Here is a 16,346-nt window from a genome sequence, read left to right as displayed (position 1 = left end):
TTCCTATCCGCATTCATAGCACGGAGTTCCGGCCTTGCCAAAAAATCCTGCGCCGGTTTACAGGCCGAAACGCGACCAGAGCGCCCGTTCCTCGGCCGCGTCCATCAGCCCATTGGCCAAACCGCTGCCAAGCCCTTCGATCTGCACGCTGGCGGATGGAATTCTGCGCCCGAACAGGCCGCGCGGCTGCGAGATCAGTTTTAGCTTGGTTTTGGGGCCATATTGCGACTGGAGATAGGAGCGCATGTCGCCAAGACCGTCGACCAGACCGAGTTCAACACCGCGTGTTCCCGTCCAGAACTGGCCGGTGAAGAGATCGGCGCTGTCGCTCAGCTTGTCGCCGCGCCGTTCCTTGACCAGATCGATGAAGGTGTCGTGGATTTCCAGCTGCAACGCCTTCAGATGTTCGATATCAGCCTTGTTTTCCGGCTTGAAGGGATCGAGCGTCGCCTTGTTCTTTCCTGCCGTATAGACGCGCCGTTCCACGCCGATTTTCTTGATCAGTTCCGTAAAGCCGAAACTTGCGGAGACAACGCCGATCGAGCCGACGATCGATGATGGATCGGCAATGATCTCGTCACCGGCAACGGCGATCATATAGCCGCCGGAAGCCGCGACGTCCTCGACGAAGACATAGACCTTCTTGTTCTTTTCGGCTGCCAGGTCACGGATGCGCCGGTAAATCAGGCGCGACTGTACCGGAGAACCACCCGGCGAATTGACCGAAATCGCCACTGCAGGTGAATCCTTGTCGTCAAAGGCTTTTTCCAGAACCGATGCGACGGACGCAAGGGAAAGATTTTGCCGGAATTGACCACCGCCAGACATGATGGCGCCATGCAGGCGAACCACTGGTATCTCCACGAAATCGGGGCGCCAGCGGCGCGGCAGCAATTTTCGGATCAATCGGGCCAATGCTTTCTCCTTCTATGCGTTCGGGCACGGGGTTGGGTCATGCGCATGTAAGCGGTGCACATCAAATCACAATGGCACCGTGCGGAAAATGCTACAAAAGTGACGTCAGGCCATTGTTTATCGCCGTTGCACGCTCGGTAAAGCCGTTGCCCGTCTCATGATGCATGATCAGGGCAGGAGCAAGCGTAAGGCCCGCACGGCTGCCGCGAATACCTTTGATAATGATGCGGATGGCCGCATCCTGCGGTCTTGGCTGCACCGGCACGATGACCAGTCCGCCAAAGCGGCGCTGCAAGGCATCGAGCAGTTCGGCTATCGAAGCCGGGCGGGCGATGATGGCCAGCGCGCCGCCGGGTTTGACGATGGCAGCGGCTGTGCGGATCCATTGCTCCATCATGCCGTCGGTCATGACATGGGCTTCCGCCTTCACGGGATCGGGCGTTGCGCGGTCGGTGGGCCGGTTGAAGGGCGGGTTCATGATCACGAAATCAAAGCTATTGTCGGCAAGCCCTGCCGCAACCCGTGCCTTGCCGGTCAGGGTGACATCCGCCTGCACAAGTTCGGTGCGGGCAGCGATGGCGGCATTTTCCGGCAGCGCGAGTGATCTGCGGGCGAAGTCGGCCATGAAATCGGAACGCTCGATCAAGACCGCCTTGGCCTTGCTGCAGCGCGCGAGCACGGCAAGACCTGCCGCCCCGGCACCGGCGCCAAGGTCGGCGACACGGCCGGAAAAATCATCGGGTACGGCACTGGCAAGCACCATGGCATCGACCCCGGACCGGTGCCCCTTCAGCGCAGGCTGGAGCAGGTGGAACCGGCCGCGATGGAACGCATCCAGCGTATGGGGCGTATCGGTCGATGGCATGGATCAGCCGCGCAGCTCGCGCTCGAGGCAGGCGTCTTTGAGCAACCGCCGGACTTCGTCCTCCCGGTTGGCATCGACCAGCACCCGGCGTGCGAGAATGCCGACGGAACCTTCGAGGACGCTCATGTTGGAATCGGCGATAAAGTGCCGGATGCCGGCATCCTTGAGCAGTGATTCGACAAAGGAGATCAGAACAGGATCGTTCGTACGCATGATTTCGATCATTGCCATTACCCATATGACTGGCCCGGAAGTGCCGTAAGTCCTGTAGCATATGTGTGGGCTTTATCACGAATTTGTAACCCCTGCCATTTTTGCGCGCCAATTCGCCGCTTGCGGGTTATAGCCTGTCAAAATAAGGTGTCGCCGCATTATGCGAGAAGTTTAGGAGTTTCGTTTTGGGCGTTGTTGTCAGTCTGGACGATAAGAAGAGCAGCACGGGATCGGTGCAGCCGCTGATTGATCTTACCAAGGCCGACATGGCCCGTGTCAACGAACTGATCCTGTCGAAAGCAGGTTCGGACGTCGAGATGATTCCCGAAGTGGCGAACCATTTGATCTCGTCCGGCGGCAAACGCCTGCGCCCGATGATCACGCTCGCGGCTGCCCGCATGTTCGGTTACCAGGGCGATGGCCACGTCAAGCTCGCCACCAGCGTCGAGTTCATGCACACGGCAACGCTTCTGCACGACGACGTGGTTGACGAGAGCGACCTGCGCCGGGGCAAGAGCACGGCGCGTATGATCTGGGGCAATCAGGCCAGCGTTCTCGTTGGTGATTTCCTGCTCGGCCAGGCGTTCAAGATGATGGTGGATGTCGGCTCGCTCGAAGCGCTCGATGTGCTGGCAACGTCGGCTTCGGTCATTGCCGAAGGCGAAGTCATGCAGCTTGCGGCGGCAAAAAATCTTGAGACAACCGAAGATGAGTATCTGGCGGTGATCAAGGCCAAGACAGCCGCGCTGTTTTCCGCTGCGGCGGAAGTGGGGCCGATCATTGCATCCTCCTCGCGCACGGATCGCCAGGCACTGCGCTCCTACGGCCTCAATCTCGGCCTCGCATTCCAGCTGGTGGACGATGCGCTGGATTACGGCGGCAATGCCAAGGACCTCGGCAAGAACACCGGCGATGATTTCCGCGAAGGCAAGATTACCCTTCCCGTGGTTCTGACCTATCGACGCGGCACGGCGGAAGAGCGCCTGTTCTGGAAGGAAGCGCTGGAGAACGGTGTCAACGACGACAAGGCGCTGGAAAAGGCCAAGGGCTTGATGACCCGCTATGGTGCCCTTAGCGATACGATCCAGCGCGCCCGGCATTTTGGCGGGATTGCCCGCGATGCATTGGCCCCGCTCGATCAGTCGCCGCAGAAGGATGCCCTTCTGGAAGTCATCGACTTTTGCATCAGTCGGGTGAACTGATCCGTTGTGGATCGAACGCCTGCCATGGCCTCTGGCAGGCAATTGCCTTTATTCTTTCGATGAAACTTGAGAGTAGACCGTAAAAAGGCCATGCTTTTCCTGAGGATTCGGGCGATCATTTCATGATGACGACAATGAAGAGGGATTTTGTATATGCAGCGCAGTAAATTGCTTGGCTCCGTGATGGGCGCAACACTCGCTGCCTTGACCATCAGTGTCATTTCCGCACCGGCGGCGACCGGCAAGGATCTGGTAACTGCTGCGGGATCATTGTCCGGCGCCTTCCTCTCTGCCCGCACCGCTGAACGCAGCAATGATTTCGACAGCGCCATTTCCTTCTACCGGCAGGCTCTTGCCTATGATCCGAAAAACAAGGAACTGCGCCAGAGCCTCCTGCTGGTTCTCCTGACCGACGGTCAGTTCAAGGAGGCATTGCCGATTGCGCAGGAACTGAAATCGGTTCCGGAGATCGAACGCTTCTCGCGCCTGGCGCTCGGCATCGATGCCCTGAACAAGAAGCAGTACCAGAAGGTGGATACCCTGATGATGCTGTCGCTCCAGTCGGATCTCGACAGAATGATCACCGGTCTGATTTCGGCCTGGGCCAAGGCCGGGGCGGGCAAGCCCAATGAAGCGCTGGCCATGATCAGCAAGCTGAAGGGCCCGGACGGTTTTGCCCTGTTCAAGATCTACAATTCGGCGCTCATCGCCGACATGGCTGGACAGAAAGACAAGGCGGCAGCGTTCTATCAGAGTGCTCTTGAGGACCGCCCGAGCCTGGCTGCGGCGCCCGATACCTATGAAAGACTGATCGAGGCCTATGCCTCGTTCAAGATGCGCAACGGTGACAAAGCCGGCGCGGAAACGCTGATCAAGGACGCATCGGAAGTGCTGTCCGGCCGCATGGTTCTGGTCGAATTCGGCAAGCAGCTTTCGTCCGGCAAGGCCGTCAAACCGCTCGTGGAGACCCCGCAGCAGGGCGCGGCAGAAGTGCTCTATACCTTGGCAACCGCGATCAACCGCAGCGGAGCGGAAGCTTTTTCCAAACTCTATCTGCAGATGTCGCTACCGCTGCGCCCCGATCACGATGCAACCCTTTTCCAGATCGGTGACATCAGTGCCAAGCTGGAGCAGCCGGAAAAGGCCGTCGAATACTTCACGCGCATTCCTGCCGATTCCGCCTATAACCGCGATGCGGAAATGCAGATTGCCATCAATCTTGCCATCTTGAAGCGCCATGACGAGGCGATCACGCATTTGAACGGACTTCTGGCGGCCGATCCGAAGGATATCCGCACCTACCTTGCCATCGGCAGCATCTATGCGCAGGACAAGAACTACGCCAAAGCCGCTGAAACCTATGACAAGGCTGTTGCAGCGATCGAAAAGCCCGAACGCAACGACTGGATGATTTTCTACCAGCGTGGCATTGCCTATGAGCGGCTGAAGCAGTGGGACAAGGCAGAGCCGAATTTCACCAAGGCGCTTGAACTCTATCCGGATCAGCCGCAGGTGCAGAATTACCTCGGCTATTCCTGGATCGACATGAATATCAAGCTGGAGCAGGGGCTGGACCTGATCAAGAAGGCCGTCGCCTCGCGCCCGCAGGATGGTTATATCGTCGACTCGCTCGGCTGGGCCTATTACCGGATGGGCAATTATGCCGATGCTGTCATCCAGCTGGAGCAGGCGGTGAAGCTGCGTCCCGAAGATGCAACCATCAATGATCATCTGGGTGATGCCTATTGGCGTGCAGGGCGCAAGCTGGAAGCGACTTTCCAATGGGCCCACGCCCGTGATTCCAAGCCTGAGCCGGAAGATCTGGTCAAGATCGAGGAAAAGCTGAAGAACGGCCTTCCCGATGCAAAGGAACCGGGCGTTGCCAAGAATGGCGGCGATGCCCCGAAAGCACCGGAACCTCCAGCGCCGCAACCGGCTCCTGTCCCGGCTCCGGACAACAAGGGCTGATCATCATGGGAAACACGGGTGCTGTTCCCGGCACCCTTGCCATGATTTCCGCTGCGGGTGCCTGGGAAAGCCATTGTCATGGCGTCCTTTCTCTTGACCGGCCAGACGGCACGCCTTAGGACGGGCACTCCATTTCCGTTCGTCAAAAAGGCCTGACCGGTGACCGTCCCATTGCCCGATCATATGCACCCGACCCGTTCGTTCCAGGGTCTCATCCTGACGCTTCATAATTACTGGGCCCAGCATGGATGTGTCATCCTGCAGCCCTATGACATGGAAGTCGGCGCGGGTACGTTTCACCCGGCCACAACATTGCGTTCGCTCGGTCCCAAGCCGTGGAAGGCAGCCTATGTCCAGCCATCGCGCCGCCCCAAGGATGGCCGTTACGGCGAGAACCCCAACCGCCTGCAGCACTATTACCAGTATCAGGTGATCATGAAGCCATCGCCTGCCAACCTGCAGGAGCTTTACCTCGGCTCGCTGGCGGCCATCGGCCTTGATCCGCTGCTGCATGATGTGCGTTTCGTTGAAGATGACTGGGAAAGCCCGACGCTCGGCGCCTGGGGTCTGGGCTGGGAATGCTGGTGCGATGGCATGGAAGTGTCGCAGTTCACCTATTTCCAGCAGGTCTGCGGCATTGAATGCGCGCCCGTTTCGGGTGAGCTGACCTATGGTCTGGAGCGGCTCGCCATGTATATCCAGGGCGTCGACAGCATCTACGACCTGAATTTCAATGGCCTCGAGGGCGATGAAAAGGTCACCTATGGCGATGTGTTCCTGCAAGCGGAGCAGGAATATTCGCGGCACAATTTCGAACATGCCAACACGTCGGTCCTGCTGCGGCATTTCGAGGATGCGGAAGCCGAGTGCGCAGCGCTTCTGCGCGCGGGCGCACCCAAGGACGGCGACAACAGCCCGATGCACCGGATGGTCCTTCCGGCCTACGACCAGTGCATCAAGGCTTCGCATGCGTTCAACCTGCTCGATGCGCGCGGTGTGATCTCGGTGACGGAGCGGCAGAGCTATATCCTGCGGGTCCGCAATCTCGCCCGGCAGTGCGGCGAGGCGTTCCTTTTGACCGAAGCCGGCGGCGTTAATTTCAAGAGTGAGTCCGTATAATGCCCGATCTTTTGCTCGAACTTCGCTCGGAAGAAATTCCCGCCCGCATGCAGCGCAAGGCGGCCGGCGATCTGAAAAAGCTCGTCACCGATGGTCTGGTCGAGGCTGGCCTCACCTATGAAGCGGCTGGTGACCACTGGACGCCGCGCCGCCTCACGCTGGATATCCGCGGCCTGACCGCACGGTCGAAAGACGCGCATGAGGATCGCAAGGGGCCAAGCGTCAGCGCGCCGGAGGCGGCCATCGCAGGCTTTCTGCGTTCCGCCGGCCTGACGGATATTGCACAGGCCCACGTGCACACCGACCCGAAGAAGGGTGATTTCTACGTCGCCCATCTGACAAAGCCGGGCCGGCCCGCCGAAGAAATCATCGCGGAACTCCTGCCAAAAATCATCCGCGAATTTCCATGGCCGAAATCCATGCGCTGGGGGGCAGCCTCGGCAAAGGCTGGCAGCCTGCGCTGGGTGCGTCCGCTTCAGTCGATCGTCTGCATGTTCGGCGGTGAGACCGAAGAACCGGTTGTCGTCGATTTCGAGGTGAGTGGCCTGCGTTCCGGCAATATCACCTATGGGCACCGGTTCCTGAGCAACGGCCAGCCGATCACCGTTCGCCGCTTTGACGATTATGTCGCCAAGCTGGAAAAGGCCAAGGTCGTGCTCGATGCGGATCGCCGCAAGGAGATCATTCTGGCGGATGCGCAGAATATAGCCTTTGCGTCGGGCCTTGAACTGGTTGAGGACGAGGGCCTGCTGGAAGAGGTGTCGGGTCTCGTCGAATGGCCCGTCGTGCTGATGGGCGAATTCGAGGACAATTTCCTCGCCATCCCGCCGGAGGTCATCCGTCTCACCATCAAGACGAACCAGAAGTGCTTTGTCACGCGCAAAGCCGGCGAGACGGACAAGCTCTCCAACAAGTTCATCCTGGTTTCCAACATCGTGGCCAGCGATGGCGGCAAGGAGATCGCCTACGGCAATGGCAAGGTCGTCCGTGCCCGTCTTTCCGACGCGCTCTACTTCTGGACGACCGACCAGCACGATCTGCCCGATATGGAAAAGCTCGCGGCTGCCGCCATCCGCTTCGATCTCGATCTGAAGAAGCCGCTCGATCAGCGCATGGCGCGGCTCGATGCCCTGAATGTAACCTTCCACGCCAAGCTCGGCACCCAGGGCGAACGCGTCACGCGGATCAAGGCGCTGGCACGCGATATCGCGCCGCTGGTCGGGGCCGACCCGGTACTGGCCGCCCGCGCGGCCGCACTGGCCAAGGCCGACCTTACGACGGAAATCGTCGGCGAGTTCCCGGAACTGCAGGGTGGCATGGGCCGCAAATATGCGCTGCTGCAGAATGAACATCCATCGGTCGCAGCCGCGATTGAAGAACATTACAAGCCGCAAGGACCATCCGACTTTGTGCCGAGCGATGCGGTTTCCGTGGCTGTCGCGCTTGCTGACAAGCTCGATACGCTGGTCGGTTTCTGGGCCATCGACGAAAAGCCGACAGGCTCGAAAGACCCCTATGCCCTGCGCCGTGCGGCGCTTGGCGTCATCCGCCTGTTGCTTTCAAGCGACTGGCAGATCGCGCTTCTGCCGCTCTTCCAGGCCGCCTTTGCGCAACTGCGCGAAGACGCCGTCGAAAAGCATGTCGAGCGCTACGAAGCGCAGCAGGCCGCCCAGAATTCTGGCGATGTCGATGGTGAGGAAGATGTCACCAACGCCATTTCCGGTTTTGAAAAGCGCTTGCGCGGCGAGGTGGCCGAGCATGCGCAGCCGGTTCTGCTTGACCTTCTGGCGTTCTTCCATGATCGCCTGAAAGTGCATCTGCGCGAACTCGGCGCACGGCATGATCTGATCGATGCGGTGCTGACCGACGGCGCCGATAATCTTCTGCTGATCGCTCGCCGCGTTGAAGCGCTGGTGGTCTATCTCAACTCGGAAGAGGGCAAGAACCTTCTGGCCGGCACCAAGCGCGCGGCCAATATTCTGAGCGCCGAGGAGAAGAAGGGTACGGTTGTCGCCGATACGGTTGACCCGGCGCTGCTTGCCCTCGATGCGGAAAAGACGCTCTTTGCCGCGATGAATCAGGCTGAGAAGGACGCGGCGCAAGCGATTCAAAAACAGGATTTTTCCGGCGCCATGATTGCACTGAGTGCTTTGCGTGAACCGGTTGATTCATTTTTTGAAGATGTGCTGGTTAATGACGAGAATCCGGCCGTTCGAGCCAATCGCCTGGCGCTGCTTGCCCGTATCCGCACAGCCACGAACACGGTCGCTGATTTCTCGAAAATTGCTGGATAATCAACGGGCAGGCGCGAAAACCTCGCGCTTGTCCGGTTGCCTTGCGCTGGCTTATTGCATGCTGGCGCGCAGCGGCGTCGCTTCGACTGCCAGCAATCCGCTGGCGGCGGCGGGTGCCGCTGGTGCCGGCGTCGCCGTGGTTTGCGCGACCGGTGCTGCGTGTGCTGCCGGCAGTGTCGCTGCATTGGCGGTGGCGATAAAAGAGTCCGGTTTGGGGCCGTTGCCCTGAAGGCGGGCCATGTATTGGCGTGAGCGTTCGCGGCGTTCCAGATAGGCCTGAAGCTTGGCGGCTTCCGCCGCGCGCTGCTCGATGCAGGGCGTGCAGACAGGATTGCCATTGGCATCGAAACTGTCATAGCCGACAAAGGTGACCGAGTTTGGCCGTGCCGACGGGCCCTTGAGCTTGATGGATTCTCCGGCGTGCGCAATGGCCGGTGCGATAAGGGCAGCAGCTATGATGGCAAGCAGATGGCGGAACATGTGGCTCTATCCTCGTTGACCGCCCATCTCTATCAGCCAAACCTTGCTAATTTTTACCACGGGTGGATTCAATTTTACGCATCACCTCATACGGTGAGTTCATCAGCGCAGGCTTGCGGCGAGCCCTGCCCATCGTGTAGGCAATGCGCACGATCGGAGAAGCGCCCTTGGCCGAGACAATAGCACCAGATGAACAGGCAATTCTGAAGGCGGCCCAGACGCTGGCTGCAGGCCAGCTTGTCGCCATTCCGACCGAGACGGTCTATGGCCTGGCGGCTGACGCCACCAATGGCGATGCCGTTGCCGGTATCTTCGAAGCGAAGGGCAGGCCGCATTTCAATCCGCTGATCTGCCACGTTTCGGATATCGCCATGGCGGAACGCTATGCGGTGATCGATCCGTTGTCTCGCAAACTGATGGATGCGTTCTGGCCCGGTCCCCTGACACTGGTCCTGCCGTTGCGGCCCGACACCCATATTCATCCCCTGGTGGCCGCCGGTCTCGATACGGTGGCACTGCGCATGCCGCGCGGTGTCGCCGGAAAGATCATCGCAGCGCTCGGTCATCCGCTGGCTGCCCCCAGCGCCAACACATCCGGCAGGATCAGCGGCACCAATGCCCAGGCAGTCGCCGATGATCTCGGCAGCAAGATTGCCCTGATCCTCGATGCCGGACCGTCCGAGGTCGGATTGGAATCGACCATCGTCAAGGTGGACGGCGACGCGGTTCTGTTGCTGCGGCCCGGCGGGCTTGCCGCCGAGGATATCGAAGCTCTCATTGGTCAATCGCTGCGGCGCATGGACCAGCGTGCCGCGATCGAGGCGCCCGGCATGATGGCCTCGCATTACGCTCCTGCCGCCGGTGTCCGCCTCAATGTGCACGAGGTGCGGGATGGCGAGGCACTGCTAGCCTTCGGTCCGGACCGCGCTGCGGATGCCCATAGGGCGAGCGCGCGCCTCAATCTCAGCGAGACGGGCAATCTGCGGGAGGCCGCCACCAATCTTTTCGATTACATGAAGCGTCTCGACCGTCTCGGCGGTGCCGTCATTGCTGTCGAGCCGATCCCCTTCACCGGACTGGGCGAAGCCATCAATGATCGCCTTGTCCGCGCTGCCGCGCCGCGCGTGCCTCCCATAGAAGAGTTGGAACAGATCAAATGACCCTGACGCCAGACCTTGTTGCCCGTTTTACTGCCATCGTGGGTGAGAAAAACGCCTTGCATGACGCGCAGGACATCGAACCCTACCTGATCGAGCCACGGGAAAAATTCGGCGGCAAGACGGGACTGGTTTTGCGGCCGTCCACCGTCGATGAGGTTTCGGCAATCCTCAAACTGGCGACTGAAACCGGTACGGCCATCGTGCCGCAGGGCGGTAACACCGGTCTTGTTGGCGGTCAGATGCCCGATGAAACGGGCCAGCAGGTCATCCTGTCACTGTCGCGTCTCAACAAGATCCGCTCGGTCGAGCCGGCCGGCAATCTTATCATTGTCGAGGCTGGTGTCGTCCTGCAGAAATTGCAGGAAGCAGCCGAGAAAGCCGGCCGTCTGTTTCCGCTTTCGCTGGGCTCGGAAGGCTCCTGCCAGATCGGCGGCAATCTCTCCTCCAATGCGGGCGGTACGGCGGTGCTGGCCTACGGCAATACGCGCGAGCTCTGTCTTGGCGTCGAGGTCGTGCTGCCGACCGGCGAGATTCTCAACGATCTGCGCTACGTCAAGAAAGACAACACCGGCTACGACCTGAAGGATCTGTTTGTCGGCGCGGAAGGCACGCTTGGCGTCATTACCGCCGCTGTCATGAAGCTCTTCCCGCTGCCCAAGGGCAAGGGTGTCGCCTATGCCGGGCTGAACAGCCCCGAAGACGCCCTGAAACTTCTGGGGCTGGCGCAGAGCCATGCGGGCGCTGCACTCACCGGCTTCGAACTGATGCCGCGCATCGGTGTCGAGTTTTCGGTGGCGCATACGGAAGGTGTGCGCGATCCGCTGCAGGGCGTGCACAACTGGTATGTGCTGATCGATATTTCCTCGTCGCGCTCGGCTGAAGATGCGCGCGAGACCATCGAGGCCATTCTGACGGAGGCTTTTGAGGCGGGACTGGTGGAAGACGCCACGATTGCCGACAGCACCGCCCAGGAAAAATCCTTCTGGCATATGCGCGAAGCCATGTCGATGGCGCAAAAGCCCGAGGGCGGCTCGATCAAACACGACATTTCGGTGCCCGTGGCGCGCATCCCGGAATTTATTGCCGAAGCCGATGCGGCCGTGCTCGCGATGATACCCGGTGCGCGCATCGTGTCCTTCGGTCACATGGGCGACGGCAATCTGCATTATAACATCACCCAGCCCATCGGTGCCGACAAGGAAGCGTTCCTTGCACGCTGGGGCGAGGTGAATGCCCGCGTGCACGGGATCGTCCGCGCCTACAAGGGATCGATCTCCGCCGAGCACGGCATCGGCCAGTTGAAGCGCAAGGAATTGTCGGAAACCAAGTCGCCGGTGGCGCTCGATCTGATGCGCCGGATCAAGGCTTCCTTCGATCCGGCCGGCATCATGAATCCCGGCAAGGTGATCTGAGCGCGCTGTTTCATGGCTTTATCGATGGCGGGGAAGTGTTTCGATGCAAGTCGAGCTTCCCCGTCAGTCTTTTGTTTATCTCTCTTTTTGAAACCTTACCGATGGTCGAATTTCGATAACCATTCCCCGCGATGAGAAATGGTTAACCGCGTTCGTTAAGCCGAAGCGGGGGGATTGGCGCCTATTGTTTCCCCATACGAGACCAGAAAAAATTGGTCCGCTTCTACAGGGAAATACAAAAGAGAAGACCGGAAAACCGGCTCTCAGGATCGACAGAAGGCGTCACATGAAAAAAGCCGGAGCAAAGCCGGTTTGGGCAGGCCAGGAATTCCGGCTCGACCCATTCCACCTGCCACAGACCGTCACCTACGCCACGCGCGATGACCGGGGCGACATTACCTTCTCGCTGCATGAGCGCGGCGCGGTGGTCAAGCGCGTACTGCCGAACAGCAACCTGCCGGTGTCGCTGGCCCTGCCGGTCTGCGCCTTTCAGGGCGTGACGGCCCGTGCCGCCGAGGACGAGCTCGGCGACATCACCGTGACGCTCGAACTGATGCACAGCGATCCGCATCTTTCGGTGCCGTTGCTGGTCGCCCACGATCTCAATGACATCGCCGCGGACTGGCGCGCCTGGTCCAATCTGTTCAAGCTGCCGATGATGCTGGTCGAGGAAGACGGCGAAGCCCGCCAGCTCGAGCAGAGCATCGGACCGGTTGCCGTGGGCGAACCCGTGGAACGCCGCCAGGGCCGTGAACCGCGCCGCCGCCGTCCGCGTTTTCTGGCCCGCCGCAAGATGGGCAATCTCGGACTGCGTCTCGTCGTCGGCGGTGAGGAAATCATCACCTCCGGCAACCGCTGAACAATCGGCTTCACCGTCAATTCCTTCATGCAGCTGTGACATTGGAGTCCTAATCAGGAACCAGATGGAACACAGCGCGTGAAGGATCGGTCCGATGCCAGGTATAGAACGTCGTCATTTTCTGATGGGCAGCGCGGCAACCGCGCTCGCCGCAACAATCGTCAAGGCATCAGCCATGGAAACAGCGGTGCTTCCTGCCGCCAATGACACGGCCATTGCCACGGACCGCGCCTATTGGGCCGCCGTGAGCGATCTCTACGATGTGGAGCGCTCGATCGCCAATCTCGAGAATGGCTATTGGGGCATCATGGCCCGCCCTGTGCTGCAGGCCTATCTGGAAAATACGCAGCGCGTAAACCGGCAGAATACGGTCTATGCCCGCAATGCCTTTGGCAAGGACGCCGAGGATGTGCGCAACCGGGTTGCCGGGGCGGTTGGTGCAGCGCCGGAGGAAGTCGCCCTGACGCGCGGCGCCACCGAAGCCCTGCAAAAGCTGATCACCGGTTACAACAAGCTGCAGCCGGGCGATGCGGTGATCTATTCCGATCTCGATTATGATTCCATGCAGTATGCCATGAATGCGCTGGCGGGCCGCAGGGGTGTCGAGGTCAAGACCTTCGCCATTCCGGAGCCGGCGACGCGGGAAGCCGTGCTGGATGCCTATCGCACCGTGCTGGAGGCGACCCCCAAGGCAAAGCTGCTGCTTTTGACCCATCTGTCCCATCGCACCGGGCTTGTCATGCCCATTCGCGAGATTGCCGACATGGCCCGTGCCCGCGGTGTGGATGTGGTGGTCGACGCGGCCCATTCCTGGGGGCAGATGGATTTCAAGGTAACCGATCTCGGCGCGGATTTCGTCGGCTTCAACCTGCATAAATGGATCGGCGCACCGGTTGGCATGGGCTTCCTGTACATTCGCAAGGAAAGGCTGGCCGATATCGACCGCGATCTGGCCGATGAAGACTGGTCGAAGGACGATATCCGCTCACGTGTTCATACCGGCACGACCAACTTCGCCGCGACCTTGAGCGTGCCTGCCGCGCTTGACCTGCACGAGATGATCAGCTCGAAGCGCAAACAGGCACGCCTGACCTATCTTCGCAACTATTGGGTGAAACAGGCGCGGGCGATCGAAACTGTCGAAATCCTCACGCCCGACGACGACACCATGCATGCCGGCATCACGTCGTTCCGCATCAAGGGCAAGATCAGCAAGGACGATAACAACGTCTTGATGACGGCACTGCGCGACAAGCATCGCGTCCTGACTGTACGACGCACCGGGGTGGCCAAAGGCCAATGCCTGCGGGTTTCGCCAGCGCTCTACACGACCGAGGCTGAGCTTGACCGATTGGTTGAAGGCTTGAGTGCGATCAGTTCAAGCTAAAAGAACGGTTTGACCACCGTCCACAGCGCGCCGAGTACCAGCCCGGCAAAAATCAGCCAGCCGACAACTTTGTTGGAGTGGAAGAGGCGCAGGCATTGTGCGGGATCGTCGATGTCGAGCACCATGATCTGGCGGTACATATGTGCTCCTGCCGCCAGAAGACCGGCAACAGCGGGCATGGGCACTTCCGCCATGGCAAAGGCTCCGAGGAACAGCACCAGCGCACCGCCATAGAGCACCATCAGCGCTTCGCGGGTGCGGCTGCCGAACAGCCGCGCGGTCGAACCCACGCCGACGAGGGCATCGTCCTCCTTGTCCTGATGGGCGTAGATCGTGTCATAGCCGATCACCCAGAGGATCGAGCCGGCATAAAGCAGCAGCGGCGGGAGAAAGTCTTTCAGCGTCGCTGGTGCCCCGAAATGCGCGGACCAGCCGACAAGGGCACCCCAGGAGAAGGCGAGCCCGAGCACAAGCTGCGGCCAGTTGGTGATGCGCTTCATGAACGGATAGATCGCAACGATCACCAGCGAGGCGATGGAGAGAAGAATGGTGAAGAGGTTGAACTGGATGACCACCAACAGCCCCACAAGCGCTTGCAGCACTATGAATATTTTGGCCTGTTTGCGCGTCACCTGGCCCGAAGGCAGCGGACGCGAACGGGTACGCGCCACCTGATTGTCGATGTCCTCGTCGGCCAGATCATTATAGGTGCAGCCCGCGCCGCGCATGGCGACCGCACCGATCAGGAACAGGGCGAGGTGCCAGGGGGAAGGAATGATCGACCAGACGGAATCGCCGACCTTGGCGCCGGCACTTGCCGCCAGGGCGACGGACCACCAGCAGGGCCAAAGCAGGAGCCACCAGCCGATGGGGCGGTCCCAGCGCGCCAGCTGCGCGTAGGGCCAGAGCCAGGCTGGCAGTGCGCGATAAACCCAATGTCCCGACGGCGCGTCGAAAACGCGGCCCCGGCCTTGGCTTGACTGTATGATGTCTTTTTCCGGTGTCATGGCGTGACCTTGCAGCGGGCGCTGCGCCAGTCAAGTAAATTACGCCTGAATTCAGGGCAAATCTGTGATTGCGCGCTTGACCCTTCGCGCCCGAGGCCATACCGACACAGCAACCCCTTCATGCACGGAGCAGAAAACGATGAACGTCTTGCTTATTGGTTCCGGTGGCCGCGAACACGCTCTGGCCTGGAAGATCGCGGCGTCTCCCGTGCTGACAAAGCTCTACTGCGCTCCCGGCAATCCCGGCATTGCGCATGAGGCCGAATGCGTGGCACTCGATCCGGCCGATCACGCCGCCATCGTTGCATTCTGCAGGGAAAAAGCGGTTGATTTCGTCGTCGTCGGCCCGGAAGCACCATTGGTTGCCGGTATCGCCGACGATCTGCGCGCCGCAGGCATTTCCGTATTCGGCCCGTCCAAGGCGGCTGCGCAGCTGGAAGGCTCAAAGGGCTTCACCAAGGATCTCTGCGCCCGCTTCAACATTCCGACCGGCGCCTATGGCCGCTTCAGCGATGCCGCAGCCGCCCGGGCCTATGTGGAAAAGCAGGGCGCGCCCATCGTGGTGAAGGCGGACGGTTTGGCGGCGGGCAAGGGTGTCGTGGTGGCCATGACCGTGCAGGAAGCCCTTGACGCGGTGGACGCCTGCTTTGACGGTGCCTTTGGTGGCGCCGGCGCCGAAGTGGTGGTGGAAGAATTTCTCGATGGCGAGGAAGCCAGCTTCTTCTGCCTCTGCGATGGCAAGACAGCCCTTCCTTTCGGCACGGCACAGGATCACAAGCGCGTCGGCGACGGCGATACCGGTGCCAATACCGGCGGCATGGGTGCCTATTCGCCCGCACCGGTCATGACACAGGCGATCATTGACCGCACCATGCGTGAACTGATCGAGCCGACCATGCGCGGCATGGCGGAAATCGGTGCGCCGTTCAGCGGCGTGCTGTTTGCCGGCCTGATGATCACCGGGGACGGCCCGAAGCTGATCGAATACAACACCCGCTTCGGTGACCCGGAAACACAGGTGCTGATGCTGCGGCTGAAGGACGATGTGCTCCTGTTGTTGAAGGCAGCCGCCGATGGCGCACTGGACCAGATGTCGGTGCGCTGGAACGACGATCCGGCGCTGACGGTCGTCATGGCCGCAAAGGGCTATCCCGCATCTCCGCAGAAGGGCAGCGTGATCCGGGGTGCCGATGCGGCGCAGTCGGACACGGTAAGAATATTCCACGCGGGCACCGCCGAGAAAGACGGCGCGCTTGTCGCCAATGGCGGGCGTGTGCTTAATGTCACAGCGAGCGGCAAAACGGTGCAGCAGGCGCAGGATGCCGCCTATGCTGCGATTGCCCGGATCGACTGGCCGGAAGGCTTTTACCGGCGTGATATCGGCTGGCGCGCTATCGCCCGCGAGAAGGGTGAGGTATAGTAAAAACGCCGCTCATCCGGTTTTCAACATTGACATCGGCGGTTC

The 16,346-nt window shown here is 60.5% G+C and carries 14 protein-coding genes; 9 read left to right on the top strand and 5 right to left on the bottom strand.

What is annotated here, in order from left to right; translation table 11 throughout:
* Positions 1-57: 57 nt before the first annotated feature.
* From J1W56_RS02455 to J1W56_RS02445, 3 genes are all read right to left on the bottom strand, one after another.
* Positions 58-915, bottom strand: a complete 858-nt coding sequence (locus tag J1W56_RS02455) for a S49 family peptidase (RefSeq protein WP_223611576.1) — start codon at positions 913-915, stop codon at positions 58-60.
* 91 nt (positions 916-1,006) lie between these two features.
* Positions 1,007-1,780: a methyltransferase gene (locus J1W56_RS02450; protein WP_223611575.1), complete on the bottom strand. Its 774-nt coding sequence runs from the start codon at positions 1,778-1,780 to the stop codon at positions 1,007-1,009.
* A 3-nt stretch (positions 1,781-1,783) separates the two neighbouring features.
* Positions 1,784-2,005 carry a putative signal transducing protein gene (locus J1W56_RS02445; protein WP_117282345.1) on the bottom strand — a complete coding sequence of 74 codons (222 nt, stop codon included), beginning with the start codon at positions 2,003-2,005 and terminating at the stop codon, positions 1,784-1,786.
* Between the two features lie 173 nt (positions 2,006-2,178).
* Between J1W56_RS02445 and J1W56_RS02440 the strand changes: the two genes are divergently transcribed.
* From J1W56_RS02440 to glyS, 4 genes are all read left to right on the top strand, one after another.
* Positions 2,179-3,195, top strand: a complete 1,017-nt coding sequence (locus J1W56_RS02440) for a polyprenyl synthetase family protein (protein WP_223611574.1) — start codon at positions 2,179-2,181, stop codon at positions 3,193-3,195.
* A 153-nt stretch (positions 3,196-3,348) separates the two neighbouring features.
* Positions 3,349-5,163, top strand: coding sequence for a tetratricopeptide repeat protein (locus J1W56_RS02435; RefSeq protein WP_223611573.1), 1,815 nt, complete (start codon positions 3,349-3,351; stop codon positions 5,161-5,163).
* 183 nt (positions 5,164-5,346) lie between these two features.
* Positions 5,347-6,282 (top strand): glycine--tRNA ligase subunit alpha, encoded by a 936-nt coding sequence (locus J1W56_RS02430; RefSeq protein ID WP_223612383.1) that lies wholly within the window; start codon positions 5,347-5,349, stop codon positions 6,280-6,282.
* A complete protein-coding gene (gene glyS, locus J1W56_RS02425; protein ID WP_223611572.1) occupies positions 6,282-8,576 on the top strand; it encodes a glycine--tRNA ligase subunit beta in 2,295 nt (764 codons plus the stop codon). Before J1W56_RS02430 ends, glyS begins: the two co-directional genes overlap by 1 nt.
* Before the next feature lie 51 nt (positions 8,577-8,627).
* Here glyS and J1W56_RS02420 read toward each other — a convergent pair whose 3' ends face one another.
* Positions 8,628-9,056 (bottom strand): hypothetical protein, encoded by a 429-nt coding sequence (locus J1W56_RS02420; RefSeq protein WP_223611571.1) that lies wholly within the window; start codon positions 9,054-9,056, stop codon positions 8,628-8,630.
* Between the two features lie 167 nt (positions 9,057-9,223).
* Between J1W56_RS02420 and J1W56_RS02415 the strand changes: the two genes are divergently transcribed.
* The 4 genes from J1W56_RS02415 (at position 9,224) to J1W56_RS02400 (ending at position 13,874) form a co-directional block, all read left to right on the top strand.
* Positions 9,224-10,216, top strand: coding sequence for an L-threonylcarbamoyladenylate synthase (locus tag J1W56_RS02415; RefSeq protein WP_223611570.1), 993 nt, complete (start codon positions 9,224-9,226; stop codon positions 10,214-10,216).
* A complete protein-coding gene (locus J1W56_RS02410; RefSeq protein WP_223611569.1) occupies positions 10,213-11,628 on the top strand; it encodes an FAD-binding oxidoreductase in 1,416 nt (471 codons plus the stop codon). Before J1W56_RS02415 ends, J1W56_RS02410 begins: the two co-directional genes overlap by 4 nt.
* Positions 11,629-11,914: 286 nt before the next feature.
* Positions 11,915-12,487, top strand: coding sequence for a DUF6101 family protein (locus J1W56_RS02405; protein WP_223611568.1), 573 nt, complete (start codon positions 11,915-11,917; stop codon positions 12,485-12,487).
* A gap of 94 nt (positions 12,488-12,581) precedes the next feature.
* A complete protein-coding gene (locus tag J1W56_RS02400; RefSeq protein WP_223611567.1) occupies positions 12,582-13,874 on the top strand; it encodes an aminotransferase class V-fold PLP-dependent enzyme in 1,293 nt (430 codons plus the stop codon).
* Here J1W56_RS02400 and ubiA read toward each other — a convergent pair.
* Entirely contained in the window at positions 13,871-14,881 is a 1,011-nt protein-coding gene (gene ubiA / locus J1W56_RS02395) for a 4-hydroxybenzoate octaprenyltransferase (protein ID WP_223611566.1), read from the bottom strand. The genes J1W56_RS02400 and ubiA overlap by 4 nt on opposite strands.
* Before the next feature lie 139 nt (positions 14,882-15,020).
* Here ubiA and purD point away from each other — a divergent pair, with 139 nt between their 5' ends.
* Positions 15,021-16,301 (top strand): phosphoribosylamine--glycine ligase, encoded by a 1,281-nt coding sequence (purD, locus tag J1W56_RS02390; RefSeq protein WP_223611565.1) that lies wholly within the window; start codon positions 15,021-15,023, stop codon positions 16,299-16,301.
* The last annotated feature ends 45 nt before the right edge of the window (positions 16,302-16,346 follow it).

The sequence above is a fragment of the Phyllobacterium calauticae genome, assembly GCF_019991125.1.
In the GTDB taxonomy this organism is placed as follows: domain Bacteria; phylum Pseudomonadota; class Alphaproteobacteria; order Rhizobiales; family Rhizobiaceae; genus Phyllobacterium; species Phyllobacterium calauticae.
This window is presented reverse-complemented; position numbering and strand designations above follow the sequence as displayed.

What these genes read in the sequence shown, in the direction of transcription:
- J1W56_RS02410 (WP_223611569.1), top strand. Translation starts at nt 10,213, where the DNA reads ATGACCCTGACGCCAGACCTTGTTGCCCGTTTTACTGCCATCGTGGGT.
- J1W56_RS02400 (WP_223611567.1), top strand. Translation starts at nt 12,582, where the DNA reads ATGCCAGGTATAGAACGTCGTCATTTTCTGATGGGCAGCGCGGCAACC.
- J1W56_RS02445 (WP_117282345.1), bottom strand. Translation starts at nt 2,005, where the DNA reads ATGATCGAAATCATGCGTACGAACGATCCTGTTCTGATCTCCTTTGTC.
- J1W56_RS02450 (WP_223611575.1), bottom strand. Translation starts at nt 1,780, where the DNA reads ATGCCATCGACCGATACGCCCCATACGCTGGATGCGTTCCATCGCGGC.
- J1W56_RS02435 (WP_223611573.1), top strand. Translation starts at nt 3,349, where the DNA reads ATGCAGCGCAGTAAATTGCTTGGCTCCGTGATGGGCGCAACACTCGCT.
- ubiA (WP_223611566.1), bottom strand. Translation starts at nt 14,881, where the DNA reads ATGACACCGGAAAAAGACATCATACAGTCAAGCCAAGGCCGGGGCCGC.
- glyS (WP_223611572.1), top strand. Translation starts at nt 6,282, where the DNA reads ATGCCCGATCTTTTGCTCGAACTTCGCTCGGAAGAAATTCCCGCCCGC.
- J1W56_RS02420 (WP_223611571.1), bottom strand. Translation starts at nt 9,056, where the DNA reads ATGTTCCGCCATCTGCTTGCCATCATAGCTGCTGCCCTTATCGCACCG.
- J1W56_RS02430 (WP_223612383.1), top strand. Translation starts at nt 5,347, where the DNA reads ATGCACCCGACCCGTTCGTTCCAGGGTCTCATCCTGACGCTTCATAAT.
- purD (WP_223611565.1), top strand. Translation starts at nt 15,021, where the DNA reads ATGAACGTCTTGCTTATTGGTTCCGGTGGCCGCGAACACGCTCTGGCC.
- J1W56_RS02405 (WP_223611568.1), top strand. Translation starts at nt 11,915, where the DNA reads ATGAAAAAAGCCGGAGCAAAGCCGGTTTGGGCAGGCCAGGAATTCCGG.